The organism is Erysipelothrix tonsillarum DSM 14972 (assembly GCF_000373785.1).
Taxonomy (GTDB): domain Bacteria; phylum Bacillota_I; class Bacilli_A; order Erysipelotrichales; family Erysipelotrichaceae; genus Erysipelothrix; species Erysipelothrix tonsillarum.
Genome location: NZ_KB892377.1, coordinates 165,130 through 181,851 on the forward strand (window position 1 = coordinate 165,130; position 16,722 = coordinate 181,851).

Annotated in this window: 16 protein-coding genes; 14 read left to right on the forward strand and 2 right to left on the reverse strand. The window is 39.0% G+C overall.

Features of this window, described 5'->3' with window-relative positions:
• The first annotated feature begins 6 nt into the window (after window positions 1-6).
• Window positions 7-4,956 carry a S8 family serine peptidase gene (locus B096_RS09390; RefSeq protein WP_018578874.1) on the forward strand — a complete coding sequence of 1,650 codons (4,950 nt, stop codon included), beginning with the start codon at window positions 7-9 and terminating at the stop codon, window positions 4,954-4,956.
• A gap of 21 nt (window positions 4,957-4,977) precedes the next feature.
• Here the strand turns inward: B096_RS09390 and B096_RS0100780 are convergent, their stop codons facing one another.
• Window positions 4,978-5,823, reverse strand: coding sequence for a phosphotransferase (locus B096_RS0100780; RefSeq protein WP_018578875.1), 846 nt, complete (start codon window positions 5,821-5,823; stop codon window positions 4,978-4,980).
• A gap of 51 nt (window positions 5,824-5,874) precedes the next feature.
• Between B096_RS0100780 and rdgB the strand changes: the two genes are divergently transcribed.
• The 8 genes from rdgB to metK all read left to right on the forward strand — a co-directional run bounded on the left by rdgB (window position 5,875) and on the right by metK (window position 11,182).
• Window positions 5,875-6,453: an RdgB/HAM1 family non-canonical purine NTP pyrophosphatase gene (gene rdgB / locus B096_RS0100785; RefSeq protein ID WP_018578876.1), complete on the forward strand. Its 579-nt coding sequence runs from the start codon at window positions 5,875-5,877 to the stop codon at window positions 6,451-6,453.
• 2 nt (window positions 6,454-6,455) lie between these two features.
• Entirely contained in the window at window positions 6,456-7,175 is a 720-nt protein-coding gene (locus tag B096_RS0100790) for a TIGR01906 family membrane protein (RefSeq protein WP_018578877.1), read from the forward strand.
• A complete protein-coding gene (locus tag B096_RS0100795) occupies window positions 7,126-7,638 on the forward strand; it encodes a tRNA (cytidine(34)-2'-O)-methyltransferase (RefSeq protein WP_026254077.1) in 513 nt (170 codons plus the stop codon). The genes B096_RS0100790 and B096_RS0100795 overlap by 50 nt, the downstream gene beginning before the upstream one ends.
• Before the next feature lie 87 nt (window positions 7,639-7,725).
• Entirely contained in the window at window positions 7,726-7,866 is a 141-nt protein-coding gene (locus B096_RS0100800) for a hypothetical protein (RefSeq protein WP_018578879.1), read from the forward strand.
• Between the two features lie 12 nt (window positions 7,867-7,878).
• The gene (locus tag B096_RS0100805; RefSeq protein WP_018578880.1) at window positions 7,879-8,316 is read left to right on the forward strand and encodes a Rid family detoxifying hydrolase; all 438 of its coding nucleotides are present in this window, start codon (window positions 7,879-7,881) and stop codon (window positions 8,314-8,316) included.
• 173 nt (window positions 8,317-8,489) lie between these two features.
• The gene (locus tag B096_RS0100810; protein ID WP_244264552.1) at window positions 8,490-9,368 is read left to right on the forward strand and encodes a YitT family protein; all 879 of its coding nucleotides are present in this window, start codon (window positions 8,490-8,492) and stop codon (window positions 9,366-9,368) included.
• Between the two features lie 64 nt (window positions 9,369-9,432).
• The gene (locus B096_RS0100815; RefSeq protein ID WP_018578882.1) at window positions 9,433-9,858 is read left to right on the forward strand and encodes a VOC family protein; all 426 of its coding nucleotides are present in this window, start codon (window positions 9,433-9,435) and stop codon (window positions 9,856-9,858) included.
• 229 nt (window positions 9,859-10,087) lie between these two features.
• Entirely contained in the window at window positions 10,088-11,182 is a 1,095-nt protein-coding gene (metK, locus tag B096_RS0100820) for a methionine adenosyltransferase (protein WP_018578883.1), read from the forward strand.
• Here the strand turns inward: metK and B096_RS0100825 are convergent.
• Window positions 11,172-12,239, reverse strand: coding sequence for a tRNA(Met) cytidine acetate ligase (locus B096_RS0100825; RefSeq protein WP_018578884.1), 1,068 nt, complete (start codon window positions 12,237-12,239; stop codon window positions 11,172-11,174). The two genes, metK and B096_RS0100825, sit on opposite strands and share 11 nt — an antisense overlap.
• Before the next feature lie 98 nt (window positions 12,240-12,337).
• Here B096_RS0100825 and trmB point away from each other — a divergent pair, with 98 nt between their 5' ends.
• Genes trmB through murC form a run of 5 tightly spaced genes read left to right on the forward strand, consistent with a single transcriptional unit; the run spans window position 12,338 to window position 16,693 of the window.
• Entirely contained in the window at window positions 12,338-12,970 is a 633-nt protein-coding gene (trmB, locus tag B096_RS0100830; protein WP_018578885.1) for a tRNA (guanosine(46)-N7)-methyltransferase TrmB, read from the forward strand.
• The gene (locus B096_RS0100835; RefSeq protein WP_018578886.1) at window positions 12,970-14,034 is read left to right on the forward strand and encodes a M42 family metallopeptidase; all 1,065 of its coding nucleotides are present in this window, start codon (window positions 12,970-12,972) and stop codon (window positions 14,032-14,034) included. Before trmB ends, B096_RS0100835 begins: the two co-directional genes overlap by 1 nt.
• Window positions 14,021-14,725 (forward strand): hypothetical protein, encoded by a 705-nt coding sequence (locus B096_RS0100840; RefSeq protein WP_018578887.1) that lies wholly within the window; start codon window positions 14,021-14,023, stop codon window positions 14,723-14,725. Before B096_RS0100835 ends, B096_RS0100840 begins: the two co-directional genes overlap by 14 nt.
• 23 nt (window positions 14,726-14,748) lie before the next feature.
• Window positions 14,749-15,384: a hypothetical protein gene (locus B096_RS0100845; RefSeq protein ID WP_018578888.1), complete on the forward strand. Its 636-nt coding sequence runs from the start codon at window positions 14,749-14,751 to the stop codon at window positions 15,382-15,384.
• The gene (murC, locus tag B096_RS0100850) at window positions 15,374-16,693 is read left to right on the forward strand and encodes a UDP-N-acetylmuramate--L-alanine ligase (RefSeq protein ID WP_244264553.1); all 1,320 of its coding nucleotides are present in this window, start codon (window positions 15,374-15,376) and stop codon (window positions 16,691-16,693) included. Before B096_RS0100845 ends, murC begins: the two co-directional genes overlap by 11 nt.
• The last annotated feature ends 29 nt before the right edge of the window (window positions 16,694-16,722 follow it).

The window sequence follows — 16,722 nt, forward strand, 5'->3', positions numbered from 1 at the left end:
CAAAATATGAAGAAGACCTATAGTAGTATTGCGTTAAGTGTTCTTAGTACCGCTTTGGTATTTACAAGTGTGTCGATGAACCCGGTATATGCCGATGATACATTAAAAGCAAAACGTGTAAATGATGAAAATATTAAACGACCTATTAATGAAAATGAAAACTCAATTGATGATCTTAGTGATGTTGTTGATGAAAATGAAGTCGTTTCGATAATTGTCGAGCTGCATGATGCTCCAATTATTGAAACGATGGATTTGGATAACTCACGCGCAGTTATTAATGAACAAGAAAATCTAATTGAGACTCAAGAAGCGGTCATTGAAGAAATTAAACAACAAGTGACACAAGAAGAATTGGATGTTGAATATCACTATACGGTAGCGATGAATGGATTCTCATTCAAAGGTGCCATAAAAGATATTAAGCAGATTGATTCTTTAAAGAGTGTCAAACGCGCATTTCGTGAACGTCGTTACTATATTCCACAAATGAAATATAGTAATGAAACGGTCAATGCAACGCAAGTTTGGAATAATTCAAACTATAGAGGCGAAGGACTGACGGTTGCAGTATTGGATACGGGGTTAGATACCAGTCATCCAGCTTTCAGTGTTGATCCGGTAAATCCACGCTATTCTAAAGACGATATTCAAACGATTATGGATACGCACGAATTGCATGCCGAGTCATCTGTTTCCAATCTTGATGCAACGGATACATACATTAATGATAAAGTCGTGTATCAATTTGATTATGCAGATGAAGATAATAATGTAAATCCTTCGGTTGAGAAGGTCGGTGATCTAGCGCATGGAACTCATGTTGCGGGAACGGTCGCTGGAAATAATGGTAGTGATTTTAAAGGGATTGCTCCAGAAGCACAATTGATGATTTTCAAGGTGTTTTCAAATTTTGAAAAAGGGGCAGGTGATTCAGTTCTTTTTGCCGCTCTTGAAGATGCATTAATGTTAGATGTTGATGTTATTAATATGAGTTTGGGAACGCCATCAGGATTCATCCAAGATCCCGATCATGCTGTCAATGATGTTTATAAACGTATTACAGATGCCGGTATTATTGTGGATGTTTCTGCGGGTAATTCGACGACAGCCGCACAAGAGAATCTCTGGGGTTTAAATCTTACCTTGTCCGAAAATATGGACAATGGTATTGTCGGTTCCCCTTCGACCTTAAATGGGTCACTATCAGTTGCGAGTGTTGATAATACAGTCATGACAAGTTATATTATCGAATCTAACGGTCGTCGCATTCCATTTACGGATACACCCATTAGTTTCATGCATTTCTTAAACCAAGGTGAGATGGATGTAGTTGTCGTACCAGGAATTGGAACGCCTGAGGATATCGCATCGGTTAAAGATGAGCTTAACGGAAATATTGCGTTGATTGAACGTGGTACAATTGGTTTCAATACAAAAGTTCAAAATGCGGAAAAAGCTAACGCTAAAGGCGTTATTATCTATGATAATATTGATGGTCCGCTTTTAAATATGGTATCGGATGATAACGCCATTCCTGCTATTTTCATCAGTCATGAAGATGGGGAATTTATTAAAAATCATCCCGATAAGAAAGTAAAAGTCAATGAAACTATGGATGAAAGCGCAGTAAATACTGCATCCTTACCTTCAGACTTTTCAAGTATGGGAACAACGAATAGTTTAAGCATTAAGCCTGAAATTTCAGCACCAGGTGGTCATATTTATTCTGCTTATCCAACACAAAGTGGCAAGCCTTATGATTCCATGTCAGGAACGTCCATGGCTTCTCCTAATGTGGCGGGGGGTTCTGCTCTTGTTAAGCAAGCTGTCATGGATAGAAATCCATCGATGAATAAAGTTGATGCCATGAAACTTACGAATAATCTATTAATGAGTACAGCTATTCCAGTTGTGAGTCCAGACAATGGAGCTCATTACCCAGTTCGAAAACAAGGTTCAGGTATGATGGATGTGAATGCAGCTGTTCTCACCAATGCTTACTTAACAATGGATCCATCCAAGACCATTGATGGAAGCGATCGACCAAAGGTTGAGTTGGGCGATGATGTAAATCAAACCGGTGCATACAGTTTTGATTTTAATGTTGTTAATGTGAGTGATCATGCGATTACCTATAACGTTGAATCGTTCATTTCAGTTCCTGATGTGGAAGAACATGTAATTGATGGTACTACGCGTATTTTTATGAAAGATACAAATATTAATCCAAGTTTTATCGATGCGGGCAGTGATGCTTCCGTCACGGTACAACCACACTCAGAAACTAGCATTCATATTGAAATTAAACTTGATGAAGCAACGAAGACGTACCTCAATTCGAATTTCAAAAATGGTGCGTATGTGGAAGGATTTACATACCTTCGTGCAGCAGGTGAAGTAGATTTAAGCATTCCTTTCCTTGGCTTCTATGGCGATTGGGAAAAAGCTCCTATCTTCGACAAATCATCATGGTTTGATGAAGAAGATGAATCAAGCAATTTTACGCATATTATTGGTTCTAGTATTGGGACACAAGGTGGTGGCGCCCTCTTAGGACAAAACCTTTTAGATGGTAGTGATCATTCGATCAACAAAGAAATGTTTACAATTTCTCCAAATGGGGACTATATCTTTGATTCAATCGACATTATTCAAATTGGTCAAGTTCGTAATGCAGATACTATGAACTTTGTGGTTAAAGATAAAGTAAGTGGTCAAGAAGTTTATCGAATGACTTACGATCAAGTTGTGAAAACACGATATATTAAAGAAGCAAATCAACAAGTTCCCGGCATTTTGTTCCAGGATTTAGAACCTATTGGTGAAAATCTTGCGGATGGTAAGTATGAATTATTAATTCAAGGGGACATTGGTTATCGCGATGGTGTTGATGATACCTATGCAATCGACTTACTTGTTGATACTGTCGAACCTGTAATTGATAAAGGTGGCGCTTATAAAATTACAGAAGAAGGTGGACGATACTTCCTCGAAATGGATGCTGTTGATGATAACTATCTCATTCAATCATCCGTGGTACAAATGTATAACAATGCCCCAATTTGGTCAGCAAAACTCTTTGAAAAGAGTACCTCTAGTGAACCTGTTTCGAAACACACTATTAAAGTAGATGTAACGGATTTTGAAAACAGCAAAGTGATGGTAAGCCTGATCGATAGTGGCTACAATGAATCCGATTATGTTATTGAATTACCAGGATTTAAAGCACTTTCACTAAGTTCAGAGTCTGTGGATTTAGACATAGAACAAAGCGTTAAAATTCATGTTGTACAAGGTTCAAGTGAAGGAATGGTTTGGACTTCAGATGATAATGTGATTGCTTCTGTTGTTGATGGTGTGATTACCGGACACAGCGCAGGTCAAGCAACCATTACCGCCAAAAATGCAAAAGGCGAATCGGCACAAGTTGTCGTAAACGTATCGGAAGGTGAAGTGGTAAGTTCAATGACCCTCACAACAGATGAGATGCATTTGGTTGCTGGTAAAACAGGAATGATTGATATCGCTTCAGTTGAACCTGCAGGAACAAAAGTTGAATTTGATGAGGTCATTTGGTCTATCGATGATGAATCGGTTGCGACAGTTGATGTAAACCCTGATTATTCAGCAACCGTTACCGCCAAAAATATCACTGACCGTACAGCAACCGTGACAGCAACGTATCGTGGGGTATCAGCTTCAGCTGTGGTAGCTGTATCACCAGTAGGCACAATTACGCCAACGTATACAGGAACAAACGTAGTTATCCCAGTAGGGTATCCATTTGAGCTTGGTGCTAAAGATTCTACGAGCAGCCCAATTACTTGGTCTGTTGCTGATTCGGATATCGTGTCAATAGACTCGGATGCGTACGGTGCTGAAATCATAGGACTTAAAGTTGGAAAAACGGTTGTGACAGCAACATCAGCTAATGGTACTTTGGATTTCGATGTTACGGTCGTATCAAACTTTAAAGCACCGATTTCATTCAACTTCAATGAAACACTCTATGAAGGTGAAGTAGGCGATGAAATGCCATTTAACTATATTTTTGATGGCTTTGGAGATGTTGAGGATATCGTTTCGATTAAAGCAAATAAAGAGAATGTTATCGATATTCAAGCAGATAAATTTGTAGCGATGAATGAAGGCAAAGTCCAAGTAACGGCGAAAGCAATCAACGGGGCTAAGGCAACGACGATTGTACATGTTGTTGACCCAGCACGTGATTCATTAAACAGTCTAATTACAGATACGAATGTCTTAGATGCTTCTGTCTATACACCAGCATCTTGGGAAACTTTAGCGAATGCTCTTAAAGAAGCAAACGATGCGCTCGCTGCTGGAAATCAAACCCATGATGATTATGTGGCATTAATGGATGCAATCAATCAAGCGGTGCTCGGATTAAAAGTAGCAGTAACCAATCTTCCAGAAACGGTAACCGTACAAGTTGGTGATCAATTCACATTGGATCCTAAACCGGTTGGCGGAGCATGGGATTTTGATACATCGTATCTTGATGGCACTGCAGTCAGTGCTTCATTAACACGCGGACCATCGTCACGCATGATGTTTACGGCTCTTAAAGCCGGAGATACCGTCGTAACGTATGAGTCAGCAGAAGGTGTCAAGTACTCAGTAGCAATTACGATTAAAAATAAAGCCGGTGAAAAACCTGGTGGTGGAAACACGCCTGGTGGCAATAAACCCGGTGGTGGCAATACCCCAGGTGATCACAAGCCTGGTGAAATCAAGCCCGGAGTGAATCCTCCGACAACGGGGAATGCATCCGGTACGGGTAATGGTTCTGCACAAAATCAAAATAATGCGGAAGCAACCTTGCCAGATTCAGGTGTTCATGTCGATTATTCTGCCTTGATTATGGGAATTCTCGTCATCAGTGGTGGTCTCTTCATTATGGTGAAGAATCAACGTAAGCACGAAAACTAAAGATTTTAAGCATAAAAAAGCTCAATCATGATTTATGATTGAGCTTTCTTTTGCAAACACTTCTTGTAAGCGTTTGTATTTTAAATCCGCAATATCACGGTAAATAGGATCCTTGTGTGACTCAAACATCATCATGGCCCATGAACACCAAAGGGCATGATGTGCGATTTCAAAGACATCGAGTTTTCTTTGAAGGTCAGGTGTAGGTAAAGCACCAAAATAAGCACAGTAGAAGCGATTGCGCAATACAGGATCCGTAATATCATTCTCTGTCAAAAAAGACATGACATCGGAGCATGGGTCGTTATCCATGGCGTATTCAAAGTCAATAAGATAATCATGGTCTTTGGTAAATAAGAAATTACCGGGAACTAAATCATTGTGACATAAACTCGGCTGTTGATGGGAGAAAGCATCGGCTTGATCCATGATATCAACAACAAAGCTTAAGTCAAAAAATGGTTCTCGAATACGGCTTTGGTATATTTGGAAATGTTCTTTAATACTGAATACTTTTCCTGATTTTAATTTTAAATGATGCAACTTACGCATAAGTTCCGCGGCACGTTCGATGTACTCAAGTGTAAAAGTTTGTGCGTGTTCAACGTAATGGGCACATTTGATACCGGAATGGTGATTATAATAAACAAGGTGGGGCTCAAGATGGTAGGGTTCAATGAGATTAAGAACGAAGCCTTCATGTTTATAGTCAAATAATCCTTCATTTTCCTGCTTAGGCATTCTTAAAACCACATCATGACTAAGTGTACGAACATGATAATTATCGTTCGTTAGACCGGTATCGATGCGTTCAATTTCAAGAGGGTTTTCTCCAAGTATCTGTTCAATCGTTTTTTGAATTTTCATAGTGTAATTATAGCATAAGTGTTATAATTTCATAAGACTTGGAGGTATTCTATGGAACTATTGATTGCAAGCCATAACAAAGGAAAAATAAAAGAGTTTAAAGAACTTTTAGAACCTTTGGGCTATTCAGTGCTCAGTGCTCATGATTACGACATCTCAATGGATGATGTTGTGGAAGATAAATTAACATTTCGAGAAAACGCACGCATTAAGTCGAAATACGTATCTGAGAAGACGGGTCTTACGGTAATTTCAGATGATTCGGGTTTAGTGATTGATGCTTTACCAGATATCTTGGGTGTTAAATCAGCACGCTTTATGGGTGAAGATACTCCGTATGAAATTAAAAATAAAGCGATTTTACAAAGACTTGAGTGTGAGTCCGTGCGAACAGCTCATTTTCATTGCGCGATTTCCCTTTACGGCCCGGATTGTGATGAGGTTTTTGAAGGTGTTGTTATGGGTGAAATTGGTCCGATAAGCGATAGTGGGACCGGGTTTGGTTATGACCCCATCTTTTATCCTGACGGTTATAATCAATCGTTTGCGCAGATGACACGTGAAGCGAAAAATAAAATATCACACCGAGGTCAAGCGGTACAGCTGCTGTTGAATTACCTAAGGGGGTAACGATGAAACGAAAACTCTATGGATTTGCAGTAATCGTCTTTATGGTTTGTATGATGATTACGGCCATCGATATCTTATCGTTTAATAAGCATTACTATAAAGTGTCTTACGAACGAGATCATACAGCTGAGAAAATCGGCATTACCGAACTTGAATTGGAGAAAGTAACGGAAAACCTCTTGAATTATCTTAAAGATCGAGAACCGGAGCTTTCGGAAACGGTTATTATTGATGGCACAACAGTTCCCATGTTTAACCAACGGGAACGTGAACATATGAAGGATGTCAAAGATTTGTACCAAAAAGCGATGCTTACACGAAATTTGGGAATGATCTTTGTTGCTATCATGGTTGTAATTAGTTTAGGGTCGGGTGACTATCTTGACCTTGTTTTAAATCGTGATATTTTGGGTGCTTCAATGCTGGTCCTCCTTATGGTGTTTGGCACAATTGGTGTGATTGCGATTTTAGATTTTGATACGTTCTGGTTTACATTCCATAACATTGTATTTACCAATGATTTATGGCTGCTTAATCCGCGCGTTGATCGATTAATTTTGATGGTACCAGCGTCGTTTTTTATGGGACTAGTATATCGAATTATTGCTGCTGTCGTCGCAATATTTGCCCTAATGGGCGCAGCCTATTTAGGCTTAGATTGGAAGGTTAAATATGATTCACGTCGTACTATACGAACCGGAGATTCCGCAGAATACCGGTAATATTATGAGAACTTGTGTAGCGAGCGGAGCTACCTTGCATTTAATTGAACCGCTTGGATTTATTTTGGATGAAAAGCGTGTTAAACGCAGTGTAATGGATTATTCAGAGGACTTGGTACTCATACGTCACATAGATTGGGAACAATTCTTAGAAACGGTTCAGGGTCCTGTTTTCTATCTCACACGCTATGGTGAATATACCCACAGTGATTTTAATTACAGTGCAATTGAAGAAGAAGATATTTATCTTGTTTTTGGAAAAGAGAGTACCGGGATTCCCAAACCAATCTTGAAGGCAAATTATGATCATTGCTTCCGGATTCCTATGGCTCCCAATGCACGTAGTATGAATCTTTCAAATACCGTTGCAATTTGTGTTTTTGAGGTGCTTCGACAAATTGGCTATCCGAAGCTTGCAACGCATGAAGTATTAAAAGGCAAGGACTTTTTAAAAGATCAATAGTGTCATGCGACCTTAAATGTACACTGGTGCGGATTCGTTGAATTCAAAAAAACTTTAAACTATAATATAGGAAATGAGGTGACAAAGATGATTGAAGATATGAATGGATTCTTAAGTTTAGGAAGCCTTCTTGTGATTGTGGTCGGAACGATTATTGGTTACTTCAAACTGAATAAACGCTTTAAGAAAGATGAAGAAATCGACGAGTACTATCGCGATTTATTGTAGGAGGCATGCAAGATGATTCGGAAACAAATCCGTCCGGAAACGGGTCCCAAATCTGTTGGACCTTATTCAATGGGCTTACAAATTGATAATACGGTTTATGTTTCGGGACAGTTACCCCTTGATGGCACATCCAGCGTCGTTACTAACGATATTGTGAAACAGACGATTCAGACGATTGAGAACATTGAACGTGTTCTTGAAGCAAGTGGATTGAGTCTAGGTGATGTGGTGCAAACCACGGTATATCTCACGGATTTTAATGATTTTGATAAGATGAATCAGATGTATGCAATCTATTTTTCGTACCCATATCCTGCTCGTAGTTGTGTAGAGGTATCGCGTCTTCCCAAGAATGCGATGATTTCTATTGATTGTGTTGCAGTCTATCGTGGTGAGAGTAATTTTGAAAATGATGAAGATGAGGAATGTGAGGGTTGTTGTTGCGATTGACCCATCCATACCCCATCTTTTTTTTGTCAAACGGGTGGTTGTGTTGTAGTTCACATGATTTTCAGTAGAGATTTCAAAAAAATGCTGCTGAACCATTGGGTTTTATCAAAACTATGGTATTATCAAAATAGAGTTAAGAAGGGAAGTACTTTTAAAGTACAGTTATGATAGATATGGAAAATTTAAGGTTAATTAAACCAAAACATATAATTGGGATTGTTATTGGTGCGTTGTTTTCAGCACTTGCTATTAAGACCTTTGTTCGCCCTGGAAATTTAATTCCTGCCGGGGCTGGTGGATTAACAATATTATTAATGAAAGAAAGCAGTCGACTTTTCGGTATTGAATTGTCTTATGGGATTGTATTCTTCATCATTAACGCAATCGTTTTGATATTTGTTTGGAAAAAACTCGGTCGTCGTTTCCTTGCATTATCATTTCTACATGTTGGTTTGGTTTCATTGTTTGTGGAAATTCTACCAACGCTTACCGTTTTACCGAACGTTGATCCGAATGACCAATTGATTCTGCTTGCAATTTTTGGTGGGGTCATGAATGGAATTGGATCATCCTGTGCACTCAAAGTTGGGGGTTCAGCCGGAGGAACGGATTTTGTGGCTATTTATTACTCAATGGTTAAGAATAAACCAATGTGGGATAAGATTATGTATTTTAATATCGCCTTGTTGATTTATTCTGGATTTGTTTATGGTTGGATGCTTGCCTTATATTCAATTATTTACCAATTTGTTTCGACACAAGTCATTGATCACTATCACGATCGTTACAAACTTTCAAGCTTGCATATTATTACAGATCACCCATCTGAGGTGTCGGATGCTGTGATGGCTGTTACGCGTCATGGTATTACTAAAATTGATGGCGTTGGTATGTTTAAACAAAAATATAAGGGCGTTCTTTATATTGTTGTAAATCAATTTGAACTCGCTTGCATCGTTGATGCGATTACGGATACAGATCCGAAAGCATTTATTGAAATTTCTTCAGTTGAACGAATCGAAGGGAATTATCGTCAAAAACCATTAGAATAAGTATGTTTACTTATTCTTTTTCTTTTTTAATTATTTATATTTTCACCAAAAGGAAGGTGCATCGATGAAACAAGAAATTATACATATTGCCTTAGTTGTTGCAGATTATGATGAAGCATTGGATTTTTACATGAATAAACTGAATTTTGAATTGATTGAGGATACGCATCAACCAGAACAAAATAAACGTTGGGTTGTGATTGCACCGCCCCATGCTCAAGGGACAACGATTTTGTTAGCACAAGCATCTAAACCGGAGCAAGTGCCTTATATCGGTAATCAATCGGGTAATCGAGTATTTTTGTTTTTGGGTACGGATGATTTTGATCGTGATTATCAAGCGATGCAATCGGTCGGTATCGATTTTGTACGCCAACCTAAGGTTGCAGATTATGGCAAAGTTGCTGTATTTCAAGACCTTTATGGTAATCTTTGGGACTTAGTTCAATTTAATGATGATCATCCCATGGCATGGCGTGTAAAAGCGTAATAAGCCAATCAAAATTCTTTTCGATTATCGTAGTTGCAATTAGAGTACAATTAGTTTAAGATATAGGCACGATTATCAAGAGTTGAGGTAGAGAGTTAGCTCATTAACCTCATACCAACCTGCTAGAGCAAGGTGGTACAGCTAACAACGATAAGAAGCTATAGATTTATTTCTGAGCCTTAGTGTTGTTGCTAGGACTTTTTTTTATGTCGTTAGAAAAGAGGCTAGTATGAAATTAGTATATTTTACTTCAGAAAGTGTTACGGATGGTCATCCGGATAAAATATGTGATCAAATTGCGGATGCAATTTTAGATAAAGCGTTGGAACAAGATCCTTATTCAAAAATGGCGGTTGAAGCGACCATTAAGGATGATTTTGTTTTAATTTATGGGGAGGCAAATACCAAGGCAATTATTGATTACGCTCAAGTAGCGAAAGATGTGATTGCAGATATTGGATACCCAGAAACTTATGAAGTGATGGTGAGAGTAAACAAGCAATCATCTCAAATTAATCACGCTGTCGTATCGCAAGAAGATGTTGGCGCAGGCGACCAAGGAATTATGTTTGGGTATGCATGCAATGAAACAGAAAGCTATATGCCCCTTCCAATTCACTTAGCACATGCATTATCGAAACGTTTAAGTGAAGCCAAAGCAGAAATCGATTGGTTGTACCCTGATGGAAAAACACAGGTGACAGTTGCTTACGAAGGCAATGAGCCTAAATATGTTCATACAGTACTTGTGAGTGCATCACATCACGCTGGTATTGATCATGAAACGATTGAAAAGACAGTGATGGAGTCCGTCATCAAACCTGTTATTGATGCAAAATGGATTACTGACGAAACACGTTTTATTGTGAATCCAAGTGGAGAATTTAGTATTGCAGGACCATTTAGTGATAGTGGTACAACAGGGCGTAAAATCGTCGTTGATAGTTATGGTGGATTTGGTCGTATTGGTGGAGGTTGCTTTAGCTCGAAAGATCCATCCAAAGTTGACCGTTCGGCTGCCTATTTTTCCCGCTATGTTGCGAAGAGTGTTGTTGCAGCTGGTTTGTGTGACAAAATTGAACTTCAACTCAGTTATGCGATTGGTTTGTCGGATCCGCTTTCAATTCATATCGATACGTTCGGAACACATAAACGTCCCGAAGCTGAAATTTTAGACATAATAAAAGCCAACTTTGATTTCAAAGTCGGCAATATTATTTCGGAACTTGATTTGTTACGACCAATTTATCGTGCAACTGCAAATTTCGGCCATTTTGGCCGCGATGGCTTCCCATGGGAAGTGATTAAACCCCTTAAGTTTTAATGATGAATTCAGAGACTTCTTGTTTAAGAAGTCTTTTTTTTGTCTCGGGGTCTTTAGGTAATACGTAGACTTCTGTTGCCCGCAACTCTAGGTCTTTAAATTGATAATTCTTGAACTGGGTTGTGTAAGAAATCTTCTGATCCGATAGTTGCCGCAAATAGGTTTGACCTTTTGCGCTCATACCTAAGACGCGCACTTGTTCTAAGGGTTGTTCAAGGTCTTTGGTAAAATTTAAAAGCAAATTCATTAAGGTTCGTTGAATGCGGGATCGCGTATAACGTTTTGAAATGCACGCTTCAATCATTGCATCTAATGGGAGATGTCGATGTTTCATCAATAAATTTTGGATACCTTCTGAAACGAGGGATTTTTGACTCAGTGTTTCGGACGTTTGAACGGAAAGTAAATACTGGATCAAAGGTTCGTATTCGTTGAGGGTATAGGTTGTTAGTGCATCAAGGTTTAAAGGGGTTGTATGGGATACCGAAATGCCTTTTTGATGGGCTTTTCGGATGGCACTTGCGCTTGCGATGGAGCCGTCGATCCGTTCATCATGATAATGGTTGGTTCGTTGGATTGTTAGGGGGGTGATGCCATAACGCTTACAGGCCGCCACGTAATGCATCCCTAAAATATCATTAGCTCCATGCTGTGATGTGTTTGACGCATGTGCAAAAGAATGCCCTGCTTTTAATGCTGTTTTATCAAATTCGGGTAAAGAAGGGAGTGTATTGGTTTCAGATCCAAAAACAAGGGTGTCAACGCGCACGTGATTAAGCATTTCCACAGCTTTTGAGGCAAAGACATCAGCGCTTTGTAAGGTATAAAGGGTGGGAAGTTCCAAGACCAAATCGATGCCCGCATTCAGTGCAGCTTCAGTACGCACCCATTTATCAATATATGCAGGCTCACCGCGCTGTACAAAATGGGGTGACATAACCGCAATTAAAACATCACCATGTGTGATTTCAAGGCTCTTTTGGATGTGGTAACAATGACCATTATGGAGTGGATTATACTCTACGATAATCCCGGTAGCTGTAAGTTTCTTTTTCATATTTGTATTTTATCACATATTCATGAAAAAAATGTAAAAAACAAGGTAAGAAGTCATGAAGCATGGTACAATATAAATATTAAAATGAGGATGATTGCATGAGATTACGTAAAAAAGAGTGGAGTTCAGAAGTCTTTGAAACTTTTGCAGACTACACTGTCACAGAATTTGAAACAATTAAAGGAAATTGGAAGCAAGCACTTGGTAGTGACCTGCTTCATTTAGAAATTGGATCGGGTAAAGGAGACTACTGGCACCAGTTGTCAGCATTGTATCCTGAACGCGGTATTGTAGCGATGGAGCGTGATTTCACGGCTTCTTCGATTGCTTTAAAAAAACTTGAGAATAATCCAGGGGAACATAAGAAATTCATTTACGGTGATGCCGAAAATTTAAATGAAATGTTTGCGCCCGGAGAAGTGGATGTGGTTCACTTAAACTTTAGTGATCCATGGCCTAAAAAACGGCATACGAAACGTCGTTTAACGTATAAAGATAAACTTGATGAATATTACAGTGTCTTATCCGATAAAGGCGAAATTTGGATGAAAACAGATAATGTCGGACTCTTTAATTACTCCCTTGTGAGTGTTGGCCAACACAAGTTTGAACTTGTGGAAGTTGATGTTGATTTCAGAAGTCATGAACATGAGGACCCATTTACAGAATATGAACGTAAGTTTCACGAAATGGGACAACCGATTTTCAGAGCGATTTGGAGGAAAAAATAATGTTGAATGAGAAACAATTAAACTGGTTTGAAACCTTGACGCAACTCGATGGTGTGAGTGGACATGAACATCAAGTTGCTCAATATTTACATGATGAATATTCAAAATACACCGATGAAATTTTGCGTGATAATCTCGGTAGTATTATTGCGGTACGCCGTAGTAAAAAAGAAAACGCGCCCAAAGTGTTGGTATTAGGGCACATGGATGAGGTTGGATTCTTGGTCCGTGAGATTACGGATACCGGGGTTCTAAAAATCCATCCTGTTGGGGGATGGTTTAGTCAAGTCCTTCTTGGTCATCGTGTTCGCGTAACTACGCGTCATGGCGAAGTTTACGATGGTGCCATTGGAGCGACCCCACCTCATATGCTTTCAGCAGAAGATCGTCTTAAACCAATTCAGATTCCACAGATGACGGTTGACGTGGGTGCGACAACACCTGAAGAAGTTACCGCTATGGGTATTCAAATTGGCGATATGGTTGTTGTTGATGGAGGTTTTAATGTTCTTAACAATGGGAAACGGATTCTTGCAAAGGCATTTGATAACCGATACGGTTGCGTAATGGGACTTGACCTTTTAGATTCACTCAAAGATCAAGAACTTGATTACGATTTGTATGTTGGTTGTAGTGTGCAAGAAGAAGTGGGTTTACGTGGGGCGCAAACGGTTGCAAACTTAGTTAAACCGGATCTCGCAATAATCTTGGATTGCTCTCCAGCCAATGATGCATTAGATTCTAAAGCAATTGGTAAACTTGGAGCAGGAGTTCTTGTTCGTGTTATGGACGGGAATATGATTGCAACGAAGGATTTAATTTATAAATTTGTTGATATTTGTGAAGCACACGATATTAAACATCAATTCTATTTCTCGCCCGGAGGTACGGATGCTGGAGCAGTGCATAAGTCAAATTCAGGTGTAAAAACCCTAACGTGCTGTCTATGTGCCCGTAACATCCATACATCCAGCTCAATTTTGGATACCGATGATTATCTTGCGGCAAAAGAAGCATTGATTCACTTTATCGATATGAAGACATGGGGTGATGTCATTGCGTAAGTTAATGACTGCACTCGTGCTTTTGCTTCTCGTAAGTGGATGTACACCGGCAGCTGTAGATTATGATGAACTTGTTAAGGGTGCACTCAGTCGTCCAATGCCTCAAGCAACGAATCATAATAAAAAGTATTATCGCTATTATCTTTTACCCGATGTAGGGATCAAACAGTCCACTCAGATATCAACATTATATGAGATTGATCGAAAACCAATTATGTTGGATCTTGATGTTGCGAATATCGTTGCAAAGCGTTATTCAGAAATTTCGGGAAATGCACAAGCGGAAAATGAACGCGATCAAAAAGATGCGGATAAAATTCAATTTTCGTCGCTCATTAAAGAGGAAGCTACATCGTATCGTACGATGGGGACCTATATCGACGGTCAAGATGTAGAACAGCATTTTATTTTTAGTGTTGTGGATTTAGAAAAAAATAAGGCAGTCGTCTTAGAAAATGGAAAAGTGGATATGATGGCGATTGTGAATGATGCCAATATCGAAATGATTGTTCAATCCATGTTTACGACGATGCGTAGCATCACCGTAAATGAGGATTTAGTCGTTCAAGATTTTTCAAAGAAAGATATTATTACGTATCATGAGCGTTATGAAGAATTCTTTGAGCATGCGATACCCGAGTCAGGAGCAATCTCGGATATAATTGATAAGACAGCTCCGAAAGAGGAGTAGGATAGAAAGGTAGAGGTAGTAACATGTTTCGTCGTTTAGCATCAGTTTTATTTAAAGAAGAAGAAATTGTCATTGAAGAAGAAATTTCTGATCATGTAGGTGAAGTGGAAATTCCCGAGTTGAAACCAATTCTTCCCAAAGAAAAGAAAATTGTCGAAAAAGCAAAAACCGTAACAGTGAACGTTGAAGAAACGGATCCTGTTATTAGCGAAAAACCTATTACTGATATGACTCCCGATGATGCTGTGAATGCAGCCAATGAGTCAAACCGTAAATCACGCATGATTACGGCTGATGATGATTTAGCAAAACGTAAAATGGAGCGTGCTAAAACAGCACGGACTCCTGAAAGAGAAGTTAAAAAGTTCGAGTACCAAAGAAAAGATATTATTAGTCCGATGTATGGCGGTCCTTCACAACCATCAGAACCATTGGATGTTCCAAATAAGAAAAAAAGTGCCAAGCATGTGCCGGTAGCTGAAGTTATCAGTCCGATGTATGGTAAGGTACAGGAAGAATCAAAAGCTGAAGGACGTAAAATCGATGAGTCGCTCATGGATTTACGTGTGGATGACATTATCTCAAATGAAGAAAAAGGAGAATCTGTACAGGTTTCTCTATATGATTATTTAGAAGGAATTGATGAGCATGAAGAATAAACCAATTTATTTTATTGGTATTAAAGGAACAGGTATGGCTGCTTTAGCCCGTATTTGTTATAACATGGGTCATGATGTAATGGGATCTGATATTGAGCGTCATTTTTTTACTGAAGATGCGCTCCGTGAATTAAATATTCCTATTCTCCCATTTAATAAAGATAATATTAAAGATAATATGATCGTTATTATTGGAAATGCATTTTTAGATGACCATGAGGAAGTTCAAGCAGCGAAGAATAACCCAACGGTTGAAACATATCGTTACCATGAGTACCTTGGAATCATTATGGATTCTTATCGTACAATCGCCGTTAGTGGATCGCATGGGAAAACCACGACGACGACATTGCTTCGCGATATGCTCAGTTATTCAAAGGAAACCGGTTATTTGATTGGTGACGGTCGGGGTGACCTACAACGTGACGATGAATATTTTGCTGTTGAGGCATGTGAATTCCGTCGTCATTTCTTAGCATATAAACCGAAAATTGCAATCATGACCAATTTTGAAATTGACCATGTCGATTATTTTAAATCGGTCGAAGATTATTTAGCCGCTTTTAAAGAATTTGCCGAAAATGTTGAATCGTTAATTGTCGTGTGGGGTGATGATCCTCATTATCCAGAATTGTCATTTGCTGTTGAAACGTGGACGTATGGATTTGGGGAAACCAACAAAATTCGTGCAACTGAAATTGAAAAAACGACAACACACAGCATCTTTAACGTTTTGATGGATGGCAAAATGATACACCGTTTTGAATTACCCATCGTCGGTGATCATATGATCTTGGATGCTTTAGCTGTTATTGCAGTGGGATTGTATGAAGGCATTGAGCCAGGAGATATTGAAGCAGGGCTTCAAACGTTTACAGGGGCGAAGCGTCGCTTTGTCATCGATGAAGGCAAAGACAATATTTATATCGATGATTATGCCCATCATCCAACAGAGGTGCGTGTAACATTAGAAGCTGCACGGACACGCTATCCCGATCGAAAGATTGTGGGTATTTTTAAACCGCACCGTGTAGGTCGTGTATACTATTTTGCCGATGAGTTTGCGGATGCATTGAATCTTGCGGATGAGGTTTGTCTTTGTCCGTTTACAAGTATCGATGATGCTGAAGAAGGCATTGATATCGATATTACTTACTTGCAAGACCGCATTAAAGGCAGTCATATTGTGGAGTTAAATGATAATGACTTAGACATACTAGAGTCATTTGGACCTGCGGTATATGTGTTTATGAGTTCAAAAGATATTTATGATCTTAAAGATGCATTGAAAGTACGTTTCAATGATTGAAAACTTTTTCATTTAAAGTTATAATGACA

Excerpts from the sequence above, each read along its gene's own strand:
- B096_RS09390 (WP_018578874.1), top strand. The coding sequence starts at position 7 with ATGAAGAAGACCTATAGTAGTATTGCGTTAAGTGTTCTTAGTACCGCT.
- B096_RS0100780 (WP_018578875.1), bottom strand. The coding sequence starts at position 5,823 with ATGAAAATTCAAAAAACGATTGAACAGATACTTGGAGAAAACCCTCTT.
- rdgB (WP_018578876.1), top strand. The coding sequence starts at position 5,875 with ATGGAACTATTGATTGCAAGCCATAACAAAGGAAAAATAAAAGAGTTT.
- B096_RS0100790 (WP_018578877.1), top strand. The coding sequence starts at position 6,456 with ATGAAACGAAAACTCTATGGATTTGCAGTAATCGTCTTTATGGTTTGT.
- B096_RS0100795 (WP_026254077.1), top strand. The coding sequence starts at position 7,126 with ATGATTCACGTCGTACTATACGAACCGGAGATTCCGCAGAATACCGGT.
- B096_RS0100800 (WP_018578879.1), top strand. The coding sequence starts at position 7,726 with ATGATTGAAGATATGAATGGATTCTTAAGTTTAGGAAGCCTTCTTGTG.
- B096_RS0100805 (WP_018578880.1), top strand. The coding sequence starts at position 7,879 with ATGATTCGGAAACAAATCCGTCCGGAAACGGGTCCCAAATCTGTTGGA.
- B096_RS0100810 (WP_244264552.1), top strand. The coding sequence starts at position 8,490 with ATGGAAAATTTAAGGTTAATTAAACCAAAACATATAATTGGGATTGTT.
- B096_RS0100815 (WP_018578882.1), top strand. The coding sequence starts at position 9,433 with ATGAAACAAGAAATTATACATATTGCCTTAGTTGTTGCAGATTATGAT.
- metK (WP_018578883.1), top strand. The coding sequence starts at position 10,088 with ATGAAATTAGTATATTTTACTTCAGAAAGTGTTACGGATGGTCATCCG.
- B096_RS0100825 (WP_018578884.1), bottom strand. The coding sequence starts at position 12,239 with ATGAAAAAGAAACTTACAGCTACCGGGATTATCGTAGAGTATAATCCA.
- trmB (WP_018578885.1), top strand. The coding sequence starts at position 12,338 with ATGAGATTACGTAAAAAAGAGTGGAGTTCAGAAGTCTTTGAAACTTTT.
- B096_RS0100835 (WP_018578886.1), top strand. The coding sequence starts at position 12,970 with ATGTTGAATGAGAAACAATTAAACTGGTTTGAAACCTTGACGCAACTC.
- B096_RS0100840 (WP_018578887.1), top strand. The coding sequence starts at position 14,021 with ATGTCATTGCGTAAGTTAATGACTGCACTCGTGCTTTTGCTTCTCGTA.
- B096_RS0100845 (WP_018578888.1), top strand. The coding sequence starts at position 14,749 with ATGTTTCGTCGTTTAGCATCAGTTTTATTTAAAGAAGAAGAAATTGTC.
- murC (WP_244264553.1), top strand. The coding sequence starts at position 15,374 with ATGAAGAATAAACCAATTTATTTTATTGGTATTAAAGGAACAGGTATG.